At 54.1% G+C, this 17372-nt stretch carries 17 protein-coding genes and 1 pseudogene; 6 read left to right on the top strand and 12 right to left on the bottom strand.

Translation table 11 applies throughout. The features are described 5' to 3' along the window. The first annotated feature begins 171 nt into the window (after positions 1–171). From hisG to E8K88_RS01850, 6 genes are all read left to right on the top strand, one after another. The gene (gene hisG / locus E8K88_RS01875) at positions 172–816 is read left to right on the top strand and encodes an ATP phosphoribosyltransferase (protein WP_136404951.1); all 645 of its coding nucleotides are present in this window, start codon (positions 172–174) and stop codon (positions 814–816) included. Positions 817–882: 66 nt separating this feature from the next. Then, positions 883–2199, top strand: coding sequence for a histidinol dehydrogenase (hisD, locus tag E8K88_RS01870; RefSeq protein ID WP_136404950.1), 1317 nt, complete (start codon positions 883–885; stop codon positions 2197–2199). 453 nt (positions 2200–2652) lie between these two features. Beyond that, positions 2653–3795, top strand: a complete 1143-nt coding sequence (locus tag E8K88_RS01865; protein ID WP_136404949.1) for an MlaE family ABC transporter permease — start codon at positions 2653–2655, stop codon at positions 3793–3795. A gap of 3 nt (positions 3796–3798) precedes the next feature. Next, the gene (locus E8K88_RS01860; RefSeq protein WP_136404948.1) at positions 3799–4650 is read left to right on the top strand and encodes an ABC transporter ATP-binding protein; all 852 of its coding nucleotides are present in this window, start codon (positions 3799–3801) and stop codon (positions 4648–4650) included. A 12-nt stretch (positions 4651–4662) separates the two neighbouring features. Further along, the gene (locus E8K88_RS01855; protein WP_136404947.1) at positions 4663–5631 is read left to right on the top strand and encodes an MlaD family protein; all 969 of its coding nucleotides are present in this window, start codon (positions 4663–4665) and stop codon (positions 5629–5631) included. A 37-nt stretch (positions 5632–5668) separates the two neighbouring features. Next, the gene (locus tag E8K88_RS01850) at positions 5669–6469 is read left to right on the top strand and encodes an ABC-type transport auxiliary lipoprotein family protein (protein ID WP_168797223.1); all 801 of its coding nucleotides are present in this window, start codon (positions 5669–5671) and stop codon (positions 6467–6469) included. A 276-nt stretch (positions 6470–6745) separates the two neighbouring features. Here the strand turns inward: E8K88_RS01850 and E8K88_RS01845 are convergent. The 12 genes and pseudogenes from E8K88_RS01845 to gspG all read right to left on the bottom strand — a co-directional run. Continuing rightward, positions 6746–6898, bottom strand: a pseudogene (locus E8K88_RS01845) (integrase core domain-containing protein); the annotation flags it as partial. A 9-nt stretch (positions 6899–6907) separates the two neighbouring features. Further along, positions 6908–8025 (bottom strand): IS3 family transposase gene (locus E8K88_RS01840; RefSeq protein ID WP_240754269.1). Its coding sequence is split into 2 segments (ribosomal slippage): positions 6908–7773 and positions 7773–8025, totalling 1119 coding nucleotides; the frame shifts between segments, so codons are not numbered across the junction. Positions 8026–8372: 347 nt separating this feature from the next. Further along, positions 8373–8810, bottom strand: a complete 438-nt coding sequence (locus E8K88_RS01835; protein ID WP_136404945.1) for a hypothetical protein — start codon at positions 8808–8810, stop codon at positions 8373–8375. Between the two features lie 87 nt (positions 8811–8897). Beyond that, positions 8898–11402: a type II secretion system secretin GspD gene (gene gspD, locus E8K88_RS01830; protein ID WP_168797222.1), complete on the bottom strand. Its 2505-nt coding sequence runs from the start codon at positions 11400–11402 to the stop codon at positions 8898–8900. A gap of 100 nt (positions 11403–11502) precedes the next feature. After that, the gene (locus tag E8K88_RS01825; RefSeq protein ID WP_136404943.1) at positions 11503–12240 is read right to left on the bottom strand and encodes a hypothetical protein; all 738 of its coding nucleotides are present in this window, start codon (positions 12238–12240) and stop codon (positions 11503–11505) included. After that, positions 12237–12812: a GspMb/PilO family protein gene (locus tag E8K88_RS01820; protein WP_136404942.1), complete on the bottom strand. Its 576-nt coding sequence runs from the start codon at positions 12810–12812 to the stop codon at positions 12237–12239. The genes E8K88_RS01825 and E8K88_RS01820 overlap by 4 nt, the downstream gene beginning before the upstream one ends. Then, on the bottom strand, positions 12809–14266 hold the full coding sequence (locus tag E8K88_RS01815) for a PilN domain-containing protein (protein WP_136404941.1): 1458 nt from the start codon (positions 14264–14266) through the stop codon (positions 12809–12811). Before E8K88_RS01815 ends, E8K88_RS01820 begins: the two co-directional genes overlap by 4 nt. A 7-nt stretch (positions 14267–14273) precedes the next feature. Beyond that, complete coding sequence (locus E8K88_RS01810; protein WP_168797221.1) at positions 14274–14981, bottom strand: type II secretion system protein GspK; 708 nt, start codon at positions 14979–14981, stop codon at positions 14274–14276. 113 nt (positions 14982–15094) lie between these two features. Then, entirely contained in the window at positions 15095–15787 is a 693-nt protein-coding gene (locus E8K88_RS01805) for a prepilin-type N-terminal cleavage/methylation domain-containing protein (RefSeq protein ID WP_168797220.1), read from the bottom strand. A 14-nt stretch (positions 15788–15801) separates the two neighbouring features. Further along, complete coding sequence (locus tag E8K88_RS01800; protein ID WP_136404938.1) at positions 15802–16260, bottom strand: type IV pilus modification PilV family protein; 459 nt, start codon at positions 16258–16260, stop codon at positions 15802–15804. Continuing rightward, positions 16257–16727 carry a GspH/FimT family pseudopilin gene (locus E8K88_RS01795; RefSeq protein ID WP_240754268.1) on the bottom strand — a complete coding sequence of 157 codons (471 nt, stop codon included), beginning with the start codon at positions 16725–16727 and terminating at the stop codon, positions 16257–16259. Before E8K88_RS01795 ends, E8K88_RS01800 begins: the two co-directional genes overlap by 4 nt. A gap of 139 nt (positions 16728–16866) precedes the next feature. Then, on the bottom strand, positions 16867–17325 hold the full coding sequence (gene gspG, locus E8K88_RS01790) for a type II secretion system major pseudopilin GspG (RefSeq protein ID WP_136404936.1): 459 nt from the start codon (positions 17323–17325) through the stop codon (positions 16867–16869). Positions 17326–17372: the final 47 nt, after the last annotated feature.

The following is a 17372-nucleotide window of genomic DNA, read 5'->3' as shown; positions in this document are numbered from 1 at the left end:
CTGCTGTGTCCAGACTGCCCACGCATTCCAGGCTTTGGAGCGGCGTAGCTGGCAGGCCCACTGGTAACTGCAGCAGCATGTTGGGTGTTGCGCTGGGCATCACCAACACGTTTTAGAATATCCCCTCTCAGTTGCCACGCCCAGGCGACTTCACGAAAAAGAGAAACAGCCATGATCACATTAGCCCTATCCAAAGGGCGAATCTTTGATGAAACCCTGCCTTTGCTGGCCGCTGCTGGCATTGAGGTGCTCGAAGATCCGGAAAAATCCCGCAAACTCATTTTGCCCACCAACCGGGCCGATGTGCGCGTTGTCTTGGTACGTGCCAGCGATGTGCCCACCTACGTCCAATTTGGCGGCGCCGATATGGGTGTGGCAGGCAACGACGTCTTGATTGAGCATGGCGGCCATGGTCTGTACCAGCCTTTGGATTTGCAGATCGCCAAATGCCATGTCAGTGTTGCTGTACAAGACGGTTTTGACTATGCGTATGCGGTGCGTCAGGGCGCGCGTTTGCGCGTGGCGACCAAGTACACCGCGATTGCGCGTGATTTTTTTGCGCAAAAAGGCGTGCACGTTGATTTGGTCAAGCTCTATGGCAGCATGGAGCTGGCACCCTTGATAGGCATGGCCGATGCGATTGTTGACCTGGTCTCTACCGGCAATACATTGCGCGCCAACCACTTGGTTGAAGTCGAGCGCATCATGGAGATCAGCTCCCAGTTGGTGGTCAATCAAGCCGCTTTGCGCTTGAAGCAGGCCCAGCTGCGCCCCTTGATTGATGTATTTGCCAAAGCCTCGGTCAAGCCCGAATAAGCACTTATTGCGGCAAGTCTTGGCCTTTTTTGCCGCTGTCAGCTCTCTATGAATGCCATTGCCACTATGAATTTCCAAGCTCGCCCACTCAGACTCTCAACGACACAAACCGACTTTGAGGCTGAGTTTCATAAGCGTTTGCACTGGTCGGCTGAGACCGATGATGAGATTGAGCAGCGTGTGGCTGATATTCTCAAGGACGTGCAGCAAGAAGGGGATGCAGCGGTGTTGCGCTACACCGAGCGTTTTGACGCCTTGCCTGCGCCCTCGGTTGCGGCGCTGGAGTTGACGCAGGCTGAATTGGAAGCGGCTTTTGACGCTTTGGAGCCTGTGCAGCGCCATGCTTTGGAAGTGGCGGCAGCGCGAATTCGCAGTTACCACCAAGCCCAAAAGCAGGCCTCGGGTCAGAGCTGGTCGTACCGCGATGAAGACGGCAGCTTGCTGGGCCAAAAAGTCACGCCGCTGGACCGTGTCGGCATTTATGTGCCAGGTGGCAAAGCCGCTTACCCGTCGAGTGTGCTGATGAATGCCATACCCGCCAATGTCGCTGGGGTAGAGGACATCATCATGGTCGTGCCAACGCCGCGCGGTGAGAAAAACCAATTGGTGCTGGCAGCTGCCTATGTGGCAGGCGTCAGCCGCGCTTTCACGATTGGTGGTGCGCAAGCCGTAGGTGCCTTGGCCTACGGCACGGCGACCATTCCCAAAGTGGACAAGATCACAGGCCCAGGCAATGCGTATGTGGCCAGTGCCAAAAAGCGGGTGTTTGGTCTGGTTGGCATTGATATGATTGCAGGCCCGAGTGAGATTCTGGTGCTGGCCGATGGCACAACCCCACCGGATTGGGTGGCGATGGACTTGTTTTCACAGGCCGAGCACGATGAGTTGGCGCAAAGCATTTTGCTGTGCCCGGATGCCGCCTACATCGAGGCGGTTCAAGAGGCCATTGACCGCTTGCTGCCGACAATGCCGCGCGCAGAAATCATTGCCAAAAGCCTCAATGGCCGTGGCGCGTTGATTCAGACCCGCTCGATGCAAGAAGCCTGCGAGATCAGCAACCGCATCGCCCCAGAACATTTGGAAGTATCCAGTGACGAGCCTCACCGCTGGGAGCCAGTGTTGCGCCACGCAGGTGCGATTTTTCTAGGTGCATACACAAGCGAAAGCTTGGGCGATTATTGCGCGGGCCCCAACCACGTATTGCCAACCAGTGGAACTGCACGATTTTCTTCGCCCTTGTCGGTGATGGATTTCCAAAAGCGCAGCTCAATCATTGAGGTCAGTGCAGCTGGGGCGCAAAAGCTCGGGCCGATTGCCAATGTGCTGGCACAAGGCGAAGGCTTGCAAGCACACGGACAAGCGGCAGTGATGCGTTTGCGTTAAATGCTATAGTGGCAATACAAAAAAAGAAAGGCACCAAGTTGGTGCCTTTTGTTTTTTATATTTATTAATCCTTTATCCTTGTTTTTCTGATCGGATTCGCCCTTGTCTCATTTGTATGGATTGGTGTTTGTGGCGAGTTTGTCTCCTCGGCCTCTCATTCAACATCAGGCATTGCTGCCCTTGCTGTGAGTGATGAAACTATAGATGAACGCATCTTTTTGGTTAATTGGTGCTAACCCTCTAAAGTTAAAAAATGTTTCTTCATGGCGTATTTCTCCCCTGAAAATGCTTGCGCGAGTCTGATTGCCCCCAAAATTTGAATTGGTTTTTATGCAAAGGGCAGGACTTGCTTATGATTGGCCTCTGATACTGGCCTGGAGCAGGGCACAATAGCAGGGTTTACAAGGGCCGCGTTGGCAATGATTGCGTCGACCTCTACCACCAAACCATTTCATGAGTGAGTGCTTCTTGAGTTCAACACCACAGCTAGAGATTCAACCGTCGGGCTCCGGGCAACTCGTTCGATTGTCAGGCAATTGGGGTGCAGCTGCGCTGACACAAAGAGGAGTTTGGCGGGAACTCAAAGGCCCGATGCGCCAAGCCGCTCAGCTCAGCGCAGCAAGCTGGGATCTGACGGCCGCGCAAGGCTTTGACCATGTTGCCGCGCAATTGCTATGGACGACATGGGGACAAAAAAAACCCCATGCGCTCACGACCAATGACACACAAGCTGCCATTATTGAGAGGGTTGCGCAACTCACGGTCGCACCTAAGACGGACGGGCGAGCGCACAATGGGGTATTAGAGAGCTTGACCAAGCTCGGCGAGATGCTCTTTGCGGGCATTGGCCATGCGATGGACATGCTGCAGCTGGTCGGCCAGTTGCTGCTCGATACCTTCAAGTTGCTGCGCAGACCACTGCGCGGGCCCTGGCATGATTTCTCAGGCCATTTGTATCGCATGGGCGCGCAAGCCCTGCCCATTACGGCCTTGGTCGGTTTTTTGATCGGGGTGGTGATTGCTTACCTGTTGGCTTTGCAATTGCGCCAGTTTGGCGCTGAGACATTCATTGTCAATATTCTTGGCATTTCGTTGACACGTGAGCTGGGGCCTTTGTTGGCAGCGATTTTGGTGGCCGGGCGTTCTGGCTCTGCGATCACCGCCCAAATCGGGGTGATGCGCGTCAATGAAGAGCTCGATGCGATGCGTGTGATGGGCATACCGCAAGGCTTTCGTTTGGTGCTGCCGCGTACCTTAGCCTTGGCGCTGGCGATGCCCTTGATCAGTTTGTGGACCACCATCGCCGCGCTGATTGGCGGCATCTGGGCATCGGATGTGGCGCTGGATATTTCGCCAGCCTACTTCATTCAGACTTTCCCCGCTGCTGTGGATGTGGCCAACCTGTGGCTGGCCATGGCCAAATCGGTGGTGTTTGGCGTGGCCATTGCCCTGATTGGCTGCCATTGGGGCTTGGCGGTAAAGCCCAATACCGAGAGTTTGGGCAGCGGTACGACTTCATCGGTGGTGACCTCGATCACGGCGGTGATCATCATCGATGCGATCTTTGCAATCATTTTTAGAAGCGTGGGGTTTTAAGGCATGGAGCAAACTTCCTTGGCCTCGGACGCAGACCGCGTCGCAGCCGCAGAACCCACAGGTCAAGTGCTGGTGGATATCGACCATATCTCAACCACTTTTGGCCAAGGTGATTCGGAGTTCTCCGTGCATGAGGACCTCAGCTTGCAGGTGCGCCGTGGGGAAATCATGACCATTGTCGGCGGCTCTGGCACCGGTAAGACCGTGTTATTGCGCCATATTCTGGGCCTGACCAAGCCCAGCAAAGGGGTGGTGCGCATTGATGGCGTGCCCGCCAATGAGCTGCCTACAGAGGGCGCATCGGCGCGAATGGGCATGCTGTTTCAGCACGGTGCCTTGTTCTCTGCTTTCAATGTGCTGGATAACGTGGCCTTTGCGTTGCACGAGCAAGACAGCTTGCCCGATGATGTGGTGCGTGATGCCGCAATCGTGAAGCTGCAAATGGTGGGGCTCAAACCTGAGCACGCCTACCGCATGCCCTCTGATTTGTCAGGCGGCATGATCAAGCGCGTGGCGCTGGCGCGTGCCTTGATCATGGATCCGCCACTGCTGCTGCTCGATGAGCCGACGGCAGGGCTGGACCCTCGGGGTTCGGACGAATTCTGCGAATTGCTGCTTGAGGTGCACCAGGAGTTGGGCTTGACCGTGGTGATGGTCACGCATGACCTGGACACTTTGTATGCGCTGAGTACGCGCGTAGCCGTTTTGGCTGAAAAGAAGGTGATTGTGGTGGGACCTCCTAAAGAAGTCATTCAATTCAAGCATCCGTTTATCGAACAGTTTTTTCTTGGTGAGCGTGGGTTGCGTGCTTTGGAGCCCGCTCCTGTGGCAAAAGACCTTGCGTCAATGGGTTAAGAGGAGCATTGCATGGAAAATAAATCACACGCTATTGCAGCAGGCGCTTTTGTCTTGTGTCTGGTGATTGCGCTGGCGGTCTTGGCGGTCTGGTTGACACGCGATCAAGGTACCTATGAAACCTATGAGCTGTCGACCCCGCAAGCAGTTACAGGCTTGCAACCCCAGGCAACGGTGCGCTACAAAGGCGTGGGAGTGGGACGGGTAAGTTTCATAGGTTTTGACCATGAAACGCCTGGCAATATTTTGATTCGTTTGCTGGTCAACAGCGATACGCCTTTGATGGATACCACTTATGCGACCCTGGGCTACCAAGGCGTGACTGGTTTGGCCTATATTGATTTGGATGATGCGCCCAGGCCTCTGAAGAACTTGGGCCGCACAAGCAAGGGCTATAAGCGGCTGGCGATGCGGCCTTCCAATTTAAGCCAGTTGGCGGCGATGGGGCCAGAGCTGTTTGGCGAAGTACGAGATACCTTAAACCGTGTCAAACATTTACTCAGCGAGGATAACCAGCAGGTGCTGATGAATACCGTGTCACAAATTGGCCAAGTGGCCCATGAAACCTCGCAGTTGGCACTGAAACTCAACCAAAGCTGGGGCGATGAAATTTCGCCAGCCATTGTGCAGCTCAGTGGCGATGTTCAGCGCAATATGGATGCGCTGCAGAAAACCGCGCAAAGTGTCAATGAGATGAGTTTGGCAATTGCTGCGGTCGCTAAACAAGTGGGTAGCAAAGGCGGCGCACTGGACCAAATCAATGTCACGGCCCAGTCGTTTGAGGGGGTTGCCAATGAATTTGGCACGAGCACCTTGCCGCGTCTTCAAACCACGCTTGACTCGGTACGCTCGGCGATGGGGGGCGTTCAGCGCCTCACCAATGGCTTAAGCGAGAGCCCGCAAGCCTTTATTTTGGGCCCCAATGTGGGCCAGCCAGGACCGGGCGAGCCAGGTTTTGTGGCGCCCCAGCCAAGTCATTGAAATGGCGCGTAGCGCAGATTGAATGCAGGAGTCGAACATGCCATTTTCTTCGAACCGGAGCGGTGCGCTCCAATCCAATCATTTGCACAGCCAGCCAGCGCCCAATGTGCGGCCAGCGCGTCGCACCTATGTCGGTGCACGGCTGCTGCAGTGGGGGGCAGGCCTGGCTTTGAGTGTTACTTTGGTGGGCTGCAGTGTGTTGCCCAAGCCGCAGGCAGCGCCGTCTTTGTTTGACTTTGGTGTTGGTTCAGCGCCGGCCACAGCGACAGGCAATGCCGACAACAGTCGCCAGGTGTTGGAACAGCGCCCGATTTTTGTTGCGCCGGTGACTGCACGCGGCCTGCCATCCAATACCCAAGTGATGCTGTATCGCTTGAACTATGCACAAGACATGCAGTTGCGTGGCTACCAGCAATCGCGCTGGAGTCAGCCCGTTGAGCAATTGGTCGGGCAACAGCTGCGCAAGCAATTGGCGCAGCAGCGCCCGGTGTTCAGCGATGGATTGAATGTCAATTTTGGCCGTCTTACCACCTCGGCGGCACCAGTTGTTCTGCATGTGAATTTGCAGCGCTTTGAGCAGGTGTTTAGTGCGCCAGCGGCCAGCGATGCAGTTTTCCAGGCAGAGGTGACCCTGGTTGAACCTGGGCTGCAGGGTGATCGATTATTAGGCCAGCGGCTGTTTGACTACAGTGTCACAGCCGAGCCTGCGGATGCGATTGGTGCAGCGAAGGCATTCGCCCAAGCGTCTGCACAGTTTACGGCGGACGTCAATGCCTGGGTGACGCAACTGATTGAACACAATGCCAGTGGCCATGCCAGCCCTGGTGCCAATCCTTAAGTCCAACCGGGCGTGAGCGATCCCAACAATGCGCTTATGCGAAGCGCATTGTGCTTGGAGGCCAGGTAGCTTGGTCAGCCAGGTGCTGTAGAGATGCGGACAGCAAAATTCTGCGGTCGATTTGCTGTATTGGGGGGGGGCGCACAACGCCATGCTGGTTTCGAGCTTTTTGTGCAGAATAGGCGGGGCTGCGCTCACACTTGGCTGTCCATAAGCGCCTAGGCCATAGGCAAACTGCGGTAATCCCCCCATAAACCCTAGCTCTGAGAAGTAGAACTATGCGGCCATGGCCAGCCGCTGTTTAGGGGTGATGCCGCCCAAGGCCATGTTTGGGCGTTCGTGATTATATTGCCATATCCACTGGGTAGCATAATCTCGCACCTCATCGAGGTTGCGCCAATGGTACTGTGACAGCCATTCGTAGCGTAAGCTTCCCCGTCAAGTAGACATTTGATTACTGGAGTTTGCGGCAGTGGTTAAACGTTGCATGAAGCGGCATGGCGGGATGCCACCAAGCGAATCATGCGGTCTTTCATGGTTGTATTGATGCATCCATTCTTGCGTGATGTCTTTGACCTGCTGCAGTAACTCAAACAGATAGGCGTCTAGGACTTCTGTACGGTAAGTGCGGTTAAATCGCTCAATGTAGGCGTTTTGGTTGGGTTTGCCTGGCTCAATGTAATTGAGCTTGATTTTCTGTTCATCAGCCCATTGCATAAATGTGCGGCTGGTCATTTCTGGGCCGTTATCGCAGCGAATCGACTGGGGCTTACCATAGAAGTCCACCAGTCTTTGCAGGGCCTCCTTGAGCCTGTTTCCTGGCAACGATTGGGCCACTTCAATTACCAACACTTCTCGGTTGGCCTCATCAATCACGTTGAGAGTTCGGAACTTGCGCCCGTCATAAAGCACGTCATGAACAAAGTCCAAGGCCCAGCCTTCATTGACGAACAAGCCTGCCTCCAAGGGACTGCGAACTCGTGTGAGAATTCGCTTTTTGGTGCGTTTTGGCAAGTTCAAACCCAACTGGCAATAGACCCTCCACAACCTCTTGTGGTTGATGCCGTGACCATCTAAACGCAGCCTGTCGTGGCACTTCCAAAAGCCCCAACGAGGCCTGTCTTGAACCACGGCCTGCAAAGCGTCGATCACAGCAGCATCTTTGCTACTTTGATCCGCCCCTGTACGGTAGTAGGCCGCCCGTGAAAGACCTGCTGCACGGCAGGCCCTAGTGACTGACAAGCGGTGTTGTACCAGCTCATTTGCCACTTCACGTCTCACAGACGGCCTCAGAACTTTTTTGCCAAAACGTCCTTGATGGCTGAATTCTCCAAGACCAGATCCGCATACATGCGTTTAAGCCGTGCATTCTCGGCCTCCAGCTCTTTCATCCGGGTCAAGTCAGAAACACTCGCGCCTGCGTACTTACTTTTCCATGCGTAGTAAGTTGCTGCGCTGATGCCGTGCTTGCGGCACAACTCGGCAACCGCCAGACCGCTCTCTCCTTCTTTCAAGATCCCAACTATTTGGCTCTCGCTGTACTTGCTCTTTCTCATCGACTATTTCCTTCTCAGGTTAGCCGCATTTTCCAGTTATTCACTGTCTACGGGTTGGGGAAGCTTACGATGAGCTTAAGGTGTTATGGATTCATAGAGGCGGTCTGATGGCTGGTTAATTCTCGCTGTTGTCCTTCCTTCCTACGCAGCAACGTGCGCCTACTGCAGTAAAGGCCCGAGCTAGATGCCTCATCCCGCATGCCAATTGATGCTGCTTTGGCAAGGCTCATAAAAAATGCCCGATAGATATCGGGCATTTTTTATGTAATAGTCTTACTACTCAAAACTTGACATCATTGCTTGCTCAAGGATGTCTTGGGACCCTGCTAATAACCAGTAATTAGAGCTTACTTCATGTACAGCCACCATTGGCCATCTTGTTCAATCCAACGCTCGTCGATCAAGGCTGATGTCTTCATATTTTTGAACGTAGGGATATTGTTTTGCGATTCAACATACATTTGCACATTGCAGGATTCGTTATCTGTGCAAACGACGGAGCGCACTTCGGCCTTGATCCATGGCGCTTGGGTTTCGCGTGGATCGATAGAGAAGCGGTTTTTAAAACCATTGGCTGAAACCACAGTTTTGACGCTAGGGGCTAGGTAAGCATATGCACCATCGAAATTCAATTTCATCAATTCTTGCCAGCGTTCGGTAGCACGAGCAGAAACGATTTCTTCAGGTTTTTTATTTTCCGCTTTGGGGCTTGGTGTGCAACCCGCTAAAAAGCTTGCGGTTATAGCTATGGCTATAGTGATGCTTCGAGTAGAAAAAATTGTCATACGTAACCTCAAAAAACTAAACGACTGAATCGATCGTGTTGATTGTAAATGTGCCAAGCATTCCTTATGCTGCTAGGCACATTTGCTTTAACGAACGGGTTGCACCAAATCCACCAAGTCCTCTTCGCCAGGTAATACTGGACCGCCACGTTTGATTTCTTCTAGGCGTACACGCATGAGGTCTTGCATTCGGTCACGCAGTTCATTGCCTGCATTGCGTAGTTCATCGTTCGAGCGAACCACAGTGGGCGTAATGATTACAAGTAATTCTGTTCGTTCACTCTTGTTCGTTGTGGAGCCGAATGCATGGCGGGCAACTGGGACATCGATTAAGCCTGGTATGCCGCTATTGTTATTGGAAGTATTTTCTTTGATTAATCCCCCTAAAACAATTGGTTCTCCCGATTTAACGGCGACTTTACTTGAAACTTGCCGCTGAATGAAGGAGGGGTTTTTAGTGTCTCCATATGATGTGGAGCCTACGCCTGAGAGATTTTGATCAACTGTCAATGTAACCAAATCACCCGCGTTAACTGATGGCGTAATTTGCAGGGATAGACCAGTGTCTCGGTATTGGTAACTGGTGACAGTGCTTCCAAGACTGCTGTTGAAGTTGGTTGATCCTACAGACACAGGAATTTGATCGCCGACATTGATTGAAGCGGTATGGTTGTCAATTACTAATAAAGACGGACTTGAGAGCATTTTTGCCAAGTCGCGCGTTGCTAACATATTGAGCAATGCCGCTACTCGGTCATTTTTTGTCAAGGCATAAGTAAACCCATTGGATCCGGCTCCAAGCGCACTGATGGCTGCACTTGCTGTTGCACCCATAAGTCCTGAAGATCCTCCTGTTCCACGATAGCCATCAACTCCACCGTTAAATGCCCAGCGAAGACCAAATTGAAGCTCATTGGAGAGAGTGACTTCTACAATACTAGCTTCAATCATGACCTGTACTGGCTGTTTGTCCAAACGCTTGAGAGTCGCCTCAATCCGCTCAAACTCAGGACGTGTGCCCCATACCAAGATGGCGTTGTTCAGAGGATCGGCAATCACGCGCGAGCTGCCCAAATCCATCGCTACCGGCGCGGTATTGATCGCCGACTGCTGATTATTGTTTATGCCTGAGTTGGCGAACATACTGCCGCCGCCAAAACCTGCACTGGAGCCAAAGCGGTTGCTTTGGCTGCTGAAGTTGCTATTAAAACCGGTAGATTGGGAATTATTGGCATCAAAGCCGGGGGCAACACCAGAGTTGGCAGTACCACCTGCACCGCTGCCACCATAAATACCGCCCAACACTTGAGCCAAATGTGACGCCGAACCGTTTTGCACAGGATAGACAAACAACTGCGGTTCTGTGCTGTCATTGGGTTGGTCTAAGCGCTCAATCCAGGTCTTGACCTGCTCCAAATACTGCGAACGCGGGGTGATAACCATGATGCTATTGAGTCGCTCCAGCGGCACAAGTCGCAGCGAGCCCAGTACGGGCAGCACTTGTGGCGTGGCTCCACCGCCTTGGTCTGTATTGGCGCCTTGTGCACCTGGTTGACGCTGGGCTTGCTGCTGGGCGCGTTGTTGTTGGGCACGTTGTTGTGGTGTCTGATTGGCTTGCTGCCCACGCGCGCCTGGATTGGCCGCTCCTGCTGCACCGGCAGCTCCTGCCGCACCATCGGCCGTGCCGCCAGCAACCAATTGCAGAGCCGACTGCACGTCGTTTACGGTGGCGTATTTCAATGGAAAGATGCCGACTGACATGCCTTTGAGCATGTCAACGTCAAAAGTCTTGACCAGATCCAGCCAGCCTTCAGCTTGTGGGCGAGTACCAGCAAGCACCAGTAAATTGCGAATCGGGTCTACGCGCAACAAGGAGTTGTCGTTCATCACTGGCTTGAGAATCTCAGCCATTTCGGCTGCGCCAATGTATTCCAACGGCATCAAAATAATGCCATAACCAGGTGGAATAGGACCGTAGCCAGCGCCCGCCATACGAGGGGCAGGGACCACGCCGCGCAAGGATTCAGGCGTACCAATGTGGTAGAAACCACGGCTGTCTTGCGCCATCAATAGGCCATTGGCGAGCAAGGCGGTTTCGAGCAAAGACAGCGCCGTGTCTTTGCTGATTGCATTGCGTGTGGACAGCGTCAATGTGCCGTTAATTGGCTGGTGCAGCACATAGTCGGCTTTGAGAATTTCACCCATCATCACATGGATGACTTCAGAGATTGGCGCTTCTTCAAAGTTGAACTCGCCGGCCTCGCCTGTGACTGCGACGACACGTTTTGGTGGGTTCAACGTAACTCCCGTGCCTTCGTAAATACGAATTTGGGGCTCGGGTGGAGCATCATCGTCCTCACCCTGTCGTTTACGCTCTCCCAGCGCGGCATTAGGCTGTGGAACTCCCCCGTCCACATTCATTGGCGTGCCTTGCCAGCTCTGCAGGTTTTCGCCATTGGCTTGTGAGCGGGTGCTGGTTTGGTTTTCGGCAGGTGTTTGTAACTCAGCTTGCGTACATGCAACTTGGCTGAAGGCGACGGCCAGACTGATCCACAGGGCTTTTTTAGGAAATGGGCGGCTGACGATGTTCATACAGCTGGGCAGGTGTGTGTGACGTTGTGGCATATCAAAGAATAGGGCGGTATCTGATTTGACTGCTATCGTAAGCAAGGCTTGTTTGTTAGTGGCGAGCTTACTGAGTAGATGCGGGTGGGAGGCTAGAGCCGCCTATGGCGGCGCGGCTTGGCGGCTTGGTATCGGCAGCAGGCTGCGTCTCTGACGCAGCGGGCATAGTTGGTTGAGCAGGTGGGGCTGATCGCTGCTTGGTTGGCTGGCGATTTTGCTGCGGAGTACGGAGACTAGAGCCTTGAGTGCGTGCATTGGATGCCGCTGGTGGGGCTGTAGGTTCTGTATTTTTGTCGGATTTCTCAAGCTCAAAACTGCGTTTGATTGTGAGCGTTTTCTCACCTTGAGTCGGGTGGCTAAAGTGGGCAGACAAGGGCGTGATATCGGTCATTGTCCATTCTTCATACTCTTCACCGACCTTCAGGCGATGGCTTTTGCCTTCGGCTGAGAAAATGGCCATGCCAGAGCCTGATTGGTCATAGATACCTTGCAAGACAACGCCATCCAAAGCATTTTTTGGTACTTCTTCTGTGACTGCTTCTGCCGGCTTTTCTTCCGGTTTAGGCGCAGGTTTTGGCCAAGTACGATCAACCTCAAAAATGGGCCGCTCGATGGTGTTTGTATATTCTTTGGCCGTCAGTTGGCCTGGCAGCAAAGCACCATCCAAGACGGCAGAATAATCCGGGATCAGCGGTGCAGGAGGCTGCCAGTCAGAGCGCAGCACACTGAGCCACCACAGGACTAGAGTGCCCAACAGCGCGGCATTGATCCACCATACTGTGGCTAAAGGTTTTTTGAGAATCATGGCCGTTCCCTCCAAGCGAAAAATTTGGCTTGAATGGTCAATAAAACAGGCGTATTCACATTCAATTTACGCCCCTTTTGAAGCGTGATTTCGCGCAGCTGTATTAGTGGACGTTGCGAGGACAAGACGGCTAAAGCATTGCGAAGGCCTTGGATATTGCCTTCAATGCGCAGCTCAACGGGCACGGCCATCAATGCGCCATCTTCCTCTTCGGGCAGCACTTGGCTGCTTTGAATGCTCATACTTTGACCCGCAAATGCGGTACGCAATTTTTGCTGAATATCGGTACCGATTTGACTGGGCTCGCGGCTTGCAGGGTACGCATATGCTTGCAGTAACTGGTTGCTGCGCTGTGTCAGGCCCTGCATGTCCTTGGCGGAAGCTTCAATACCCAGTAAACGTTCGTAGCGGGGCGTGATCTCATCGAGCATATTCTGCGCAAAGAGGTGTCGCTGCACCACATTGCTGGCCAGGGCCACGAGGGCAGCCAGTACCAGCAGCCCAGTGATTAGCTGCAACATTTGCTCTTTGCTTAGGCGTCGCTTGCCAAAGGCTTTAATAGTCTCACTCATGACTGGCTCTCCTCATCGGCCAAGCTCGGGTCGGCATCGCCATCTTGCTCCATGTGCTCTTCTGATTCCATTTGGTCTTGGTTGCTCGATTCAGAGTCGGCATTGTCGGGCGCTGTAGGTGGCTCAGCAGCTGGACTTGTTGGCAGGGCGCGGAGGTCGAGCGGTGGCGGCGGCACTGATGGTGGTGCAACACCGCTGCTGCCGCTCGATTGTCCGCGGCGCGTGCTGCCACCGCCAATGACGGCGCTGGAGCTGCCAACCGGGTCCGCGCTGTTTTGCAGGCTGCCTTCGGCAGCAGCAGGTGTTGCTGCTGGTGCTTGCGTGGCTGAGTTGCTGTCAGTTTCTTGTGCTGGCTCGGGTTCTGCGATCAACTCTTCGCTGAACTTCATATTGAATGCGCCAGGCGCAATGCGCATCTCTACTGTAAAGCGCTCTTTATTGGCCTGAGCGACTTGTTGCACGGGGCGCGTTGTACGCACTTCAGTGAAGCTGTCCAATTCACCTAGAGCTTGGATAATGGCGGCGGCGTTGTCGGCCTCGGCGGTTAATTCAACACTCTGACCTTCGATTTTCAGTCCGATGACAGAAACATCTTTGGGCAGTAGCTCAGACAACAATTCCAGCACTTCGAGTGGATTGATGCGTTGCTCGTTATAGGTTTTGATTTGAGCCACGCTGTCCAAGGCTTTGGTGAACTGCGCCCGCTCCTCTGAGAGCGTACTGGTTTGTGCCTGTAACTGCTGGTAGGCTTGTTCCGCCTGGATTGCCTGATGCCTGACCTGAAGGGTGGGCGTGATGGCCGCTGCAATAAGCAGTAAACCAAGCAATCCCAACGCAGTGCTGGCGCGCAAGCGGCGCTTGTTGCGGGCTTGTTCTGCAATGGTTTCGCCGTAGCCCTGAAAAATAATCGGCTGCGCGCTGCCTGGCGCAAACACCCAGATTTCGCTCTGGGCACTCGGCCATGCTTGTTGTGTCGCTACGCTGTCTAAATATTGTGCAATTTGTGTGCGTGAAGCAAAAGCAGAGTGAATTTGAACGCCATCCTCGCTGGCCGTTTGCACATAGCCCCAGGCGATATCGTCGGCCTGAAATGGACTGCTGCTCATCAAGTCCAATGCAACCGCATCGTGAATTTGCGCGCTGGGCAGGTCAGGCAGGCTCAGTGCACGGCGCAAAATGAGGTCTTCGGGCAGCTCAACGGCCGTAAATGGCTGTTGCTGGGCTGGCGCATTGCCTGCAGTCACTAGTAACTGGTCAGACTGCCATTGTGCAATTCGGCCATCGCTGCGCAGCACTTGGATAGTCGGATTGAGCTCAAACCAGCGCAGCGGCGCCACCTGGTATAGCTGGCGCATGGCTTTGAGCCAGTCATGGCCAACCGTGCTGAGATCGATGCCGAACAAGACCCAAGGCGATGCTGGCGTTTGATTGTCTAAGGAAGAAGGAGCACTCATGGACTGTTTACAGCGATGGGTTAACCACTTTTAGTTGGCTATTCAAGGTATGCCAATACAAACCGGAGCGGGATGGGCTGGTGCCAATGCGCATGTCGCGGATGACTGCAAAAGTGGCATTGCCAAGCTGCACTGTGGCTGTGAAGCGAACAAACGGGCTTTGTGTGCGGCCTGCATTGGCGCCTGCTGCGGGCACTGGGAGACCGAGCATGGCCAAGACTTCAGGTGGACTGGAGTTCACATCTATGGCGCTGCGTACACTGGTGGTGAGAAAACCAGCCACTCTAGCATAGAGGTCATAAGTCATGCCTGGCACTTGCAATAAATCTTCGGGCACTTCGATGCCTCGATTGCTTCCAGATTCATCGTGTTCTGTGCGCCAAATCACGATGCGCATGGCCATTTCTTGAGCTTGGCCAGAAGACAGACCGGCATTTTCAAACATCTTGGCCAGCAACTCGGGAGGAGCAAGAGCTGGGTTGATAAATCCATTGAGGTTTTGCACTTCGACGGTTACGGCATGGCCTTGAAACTGCGTTTGTATGCTGGAAACCACAGTGTTGGGGTCTTCGCGTTGCAGTACTGGCAATTGCTGCGCCGCTAAAGCAATCGCAGCCTCGCCCAGTGCTTGTGCTTCAATCCGCTGTCTATCCATGCTGACGACTTTGACCTCGGAGCGCACCGAGCGCACCAAGCCTACGGTGATCAAGCTCATGATGGCCACCACCCATAAGACCGCAATCAAAGCAATGCCTGATTGGATTGCCTTGCTAGAAGCAGCGGACCTTTGAGGCGATTGGACGATGGCTGTTATAGGCCTTGTGTGTGTCATCGGCCCCCTCCAATCACGGCATTGCCCGAGCCTTGCCCAGCTGTACCTGCGGGGCGCATCGCCAGAATCTTCGCTGGCAGGGCCATCTGAGACGTCACGATATTGAGCATGATGTGCGAGGGAATTTGCTGCGGGAATGCCCATTGATCGCTCCATTCAATAGAGTCTTCCTCTTCACCTCGGTATTGAATGGAGAACTGCACCACATCCTGCAGCAAGGTGCGTGACTCCATACTGGAGCCCGATGGGAACTGGAGTGCACCATTCCATGGTGCAAAGCGCAGAACCAAGTCCCCTTGCACTACGCCCAACTCGAAAAAGTAACGCCCGCCAGCACCAAAACGCGCTGGCATGATGCCCACCCAGCGCACGGCTTGGCCATTGCCTTCAAACCAGTAGAACGGGTCATTGACATTTTGTTGTCCAGGCTTGCGCTTGGCTGAAATGCGGCCTAAGGTTTGGTCCAAGAAATTCATGGACGCGCGCAACTGGCTGGACTGGTCCAAGCGTGCGTCGATACGCGTTTCAGTTTGTCCTAAACTGAAAAAAGAAGAAGCCAGGCCCAGCATGACCAAGGACAGCAGTGCCATGGTCACCAGCATTTCGAGCAAGGTAAAGCCGCGTTGGCGCGTGGCAAACGATGAGGTCTGCGCCTGGGGGCAGTTTGATGGAGTGGACCTGGAGAGCATCGACGTGGCTTTCATCAATTCTCCGCAGGCGTTGCCTCACGCGCAGTGCCTTGCACATAGCGCTGTGGCTTCAGCGTTGCGAGGTTCAGCGCGCGGGTGTTGCCGTTCTCTTGCCACTGAATGTCGATATTGAGCTGGTGCAATGGCACCAAGCCCATTTCCTGCCGACCAGACGAGGTCTGATAGGGCTGGGTACGGGCACTCCAGGAATAACCGCCCGACTGGCCCTGGGCATTCCAGCCCGATTCGGGAATCGCATCGTGTGCGGCCAGCAAGGATTGGCCCAGCATCGCAGCACGCTGGTATTGGCTGGTCATGCTGACCGCTTGTGTATTGGTGCCAAGTATTTGATACAGCAAGGCCAGACCCATGGCCATGATGACCATCGCGACCAGCACTTCGATCAATGTAAAGCCTTGCTGCAGGCGCGGCTTCGGTGCATGCCTTGCCATCGATAGGGAGGGGTAGCTCATCGCAGCAAAGCCTCCTGGGTGATATCGCCTGTCAACCAATCCACACGCAGCCGTGTGCCATCGCCATTGAGGCGAATGATCTCGATACTGCCACCGGTGGAGCCGCCTTCTGGCAAAAACCAGATGGATGCCGTGTTGGGTGAGCCCCCCATATTGGCAACGGTGGCGCGCACCTCTAAGTCGTCTGGCAATTGGTAGGTTTGTGAACCAAAGTTGAATTGCTTGGCTTGCGTGTCCATCAGCAATTGGGTCGTGGCTCCGGTTGTCTGTGCCTCTTCGCGCAAAGTGCGCAGCGATGTCCAGAGGCTGCGCACTGCATCACGGTATTGCGCTCCCTCATTGATGCGTGAGTAGGCCAATGGAATCAACGCCGACATCAAGCCTGCAATCGCAATGACCACCAGTATTTCCAGCAGCGTGAAACCACGGCTGGACGATGCTGGATGAACGGTTGACAAGCTTGACAAGGCAATCTTTCAAAAAGGGAATGTGCAAGACGTAGATTGCCGCTGCCTTGATTGACGCAGGAGGTTCTTACAATCTGGAAGCACCTAGTTGGGCTGGCAGAACAAGCCCTCGCACGTATTGGCCTAGCGATGTGCGCAATTATTTGGCGTTGCTGATGTCGGCATTCTCGCCTTCACCGCCGGGTACGCCATTGGCGCCATAAGACAGAACCTGTACGCCGCCGTTTGGACCTGGGTTGCTGTACATATATGGCTTGCCCCATGGGTCATTGGGCACGCCGCCTTTGAGGTAGGGGCCATTCCAGATGCTCACGCCGCCTGGACGGGTGACCAATGCCTGCAAACCTTCGCTGCTGGTCGGGTAGCGACCAACATCCAGGTTAAATACATCAAGAGCCTTGTCGATTTCGGAGATTTGAATCATCGCGGTTTTACTTTTTTGTCCACCTAGCACGCCCATCACCTGGGGGCCAACCAAGCTGGCCAGCAAAGCCAGAATGGCCACGATGACCAGAATTTCAATCAAGGTAAAACCGCGCTGCACTTGGGCAATCGCTTTTGCAACAGGGCGGCGTGAGGGCGTAGACAAAGCAAACATAGTGGACACTTTCGAAAAAAAATACGGTTCAGGCCAGAGGCCTTCCA

Source organism: Lampropedia aestuarii, from assembly GCF_004803635.1.
GTDB lineage: Bacteria > Pseudomonadota > Gammaproteobacteria > Burkholderiales > Burkholderiaceae_C > Lampropedia > Lampropedia aestuarii.
The sequence above is the reverse complement of the archived record's forward strand: the minus strand, read 5'-3'. Positions and strand labels throughout refer to the sequence as shown.

Bases quoted from the DNA above. Each gene is read 5' to 3' on its own strand.
- E8K88_RS01800 (WP_136404938.1), bottom strand. From the start codon at position 16,260: ATGAGCTACCCCTCCCTATCGATGGCAAGGCATGCACCGAAGCCGCGC.
- E8K88_RS01810 (WP_168797221.1), bottom strand. From the start codon at position 14,981: ATGAGCTTGATCACCGTAGGCTTGGTGCGCTCGGTGCGCTCCGAGGTC.
- E8K88_RS01825 (WP_136404943.1), bottom strand. From the start codon at position 12,240: ATGATTCTCAAAAAACCTTTAGCCACAGTATGGTGGATCAATGCCGCG.
- E8K88_RS01850 (WP_168797223.1), top strand. From the start codon at position 5,669: ATGCCATTTTCTTCGAACCGGAGCGGTGCGCTCCAATCCAATCATTTG.
- E8K88_RS01855 (WP_136404947.1), top strand. From the start codon at position 4,663: ATGGAAAATAAATCACACGCTATTGCAGCAGGCGCTTTTGTCTTGTGT.
- gspD (WP_168797222.1), bottom strand. From the start codon at position 11,402: ATGAACATCGTCAGCCGCCCATTTCCTAAAAAAGCCCTGTGGATCAGT.
- E8K88_RS01835 (WP_136404945.1), bottom strand. From the start codon at position 8,810: ATGACAATTTTTTCTACTCGAAGCATCACTATAGCCATAGCTATAACC.
- hisD (WP_136404950.1), top strand. From the start codon at position 883: ATGAATTTCCAAGCTCGCCCACTCAGACTCTCAACGACACAAACCGAC.
- E8K88_RS01815 (WP_136404941.1), bottom strand. From the start codon at position 14,266: ATGAGTGCTCCTTCTTCCTTAGACAATCAAACGCCAGCATCGCCTTGG.
- E8K88_RS01865 (WP_136404949.1), top strand. From the start codon at position 2,653: ATGAGTGAGTGCTTCTTGAGTTCAACACCACAGCTAGAGATTCAACCG.
- E8K88_RS01860 (WP_136404948.1), top strand. From the start codon at position 3,799: ATGGAGCAAACTTCCTTGGCCTCGGACGCAGACCGCGTCGCAGCCGCA.
- gspG (WP_136404936.1), bottom strand. From the start codon at position 17,325: ATGTTTGCTTTGTCTACGCCCTCACGCCGCCCTGTTGCAAAAGCGATT.
- E8K88_RS01820 (WP_136404942.1), bottom strand. From the start codon at position 12,812: ATGAGTGAGACTATTAAAGCCTTTGGCAAGCGACGCCTAAGCAAAGAG.
- hisG (WP_136404951.1), top strand. From the start codon at position 172: ATGATCACATTAGCCCTATCCAAAGGGCGAATCTTTGATGAAACCCTG.
- E8K88_RS01805 (WP_168797220.1), bottom strand. From the start codon at position 15,787: ATGCTCTCCAGGTCCACTCCATCAAACTGCCCCCAGGCGCAGACCTCA.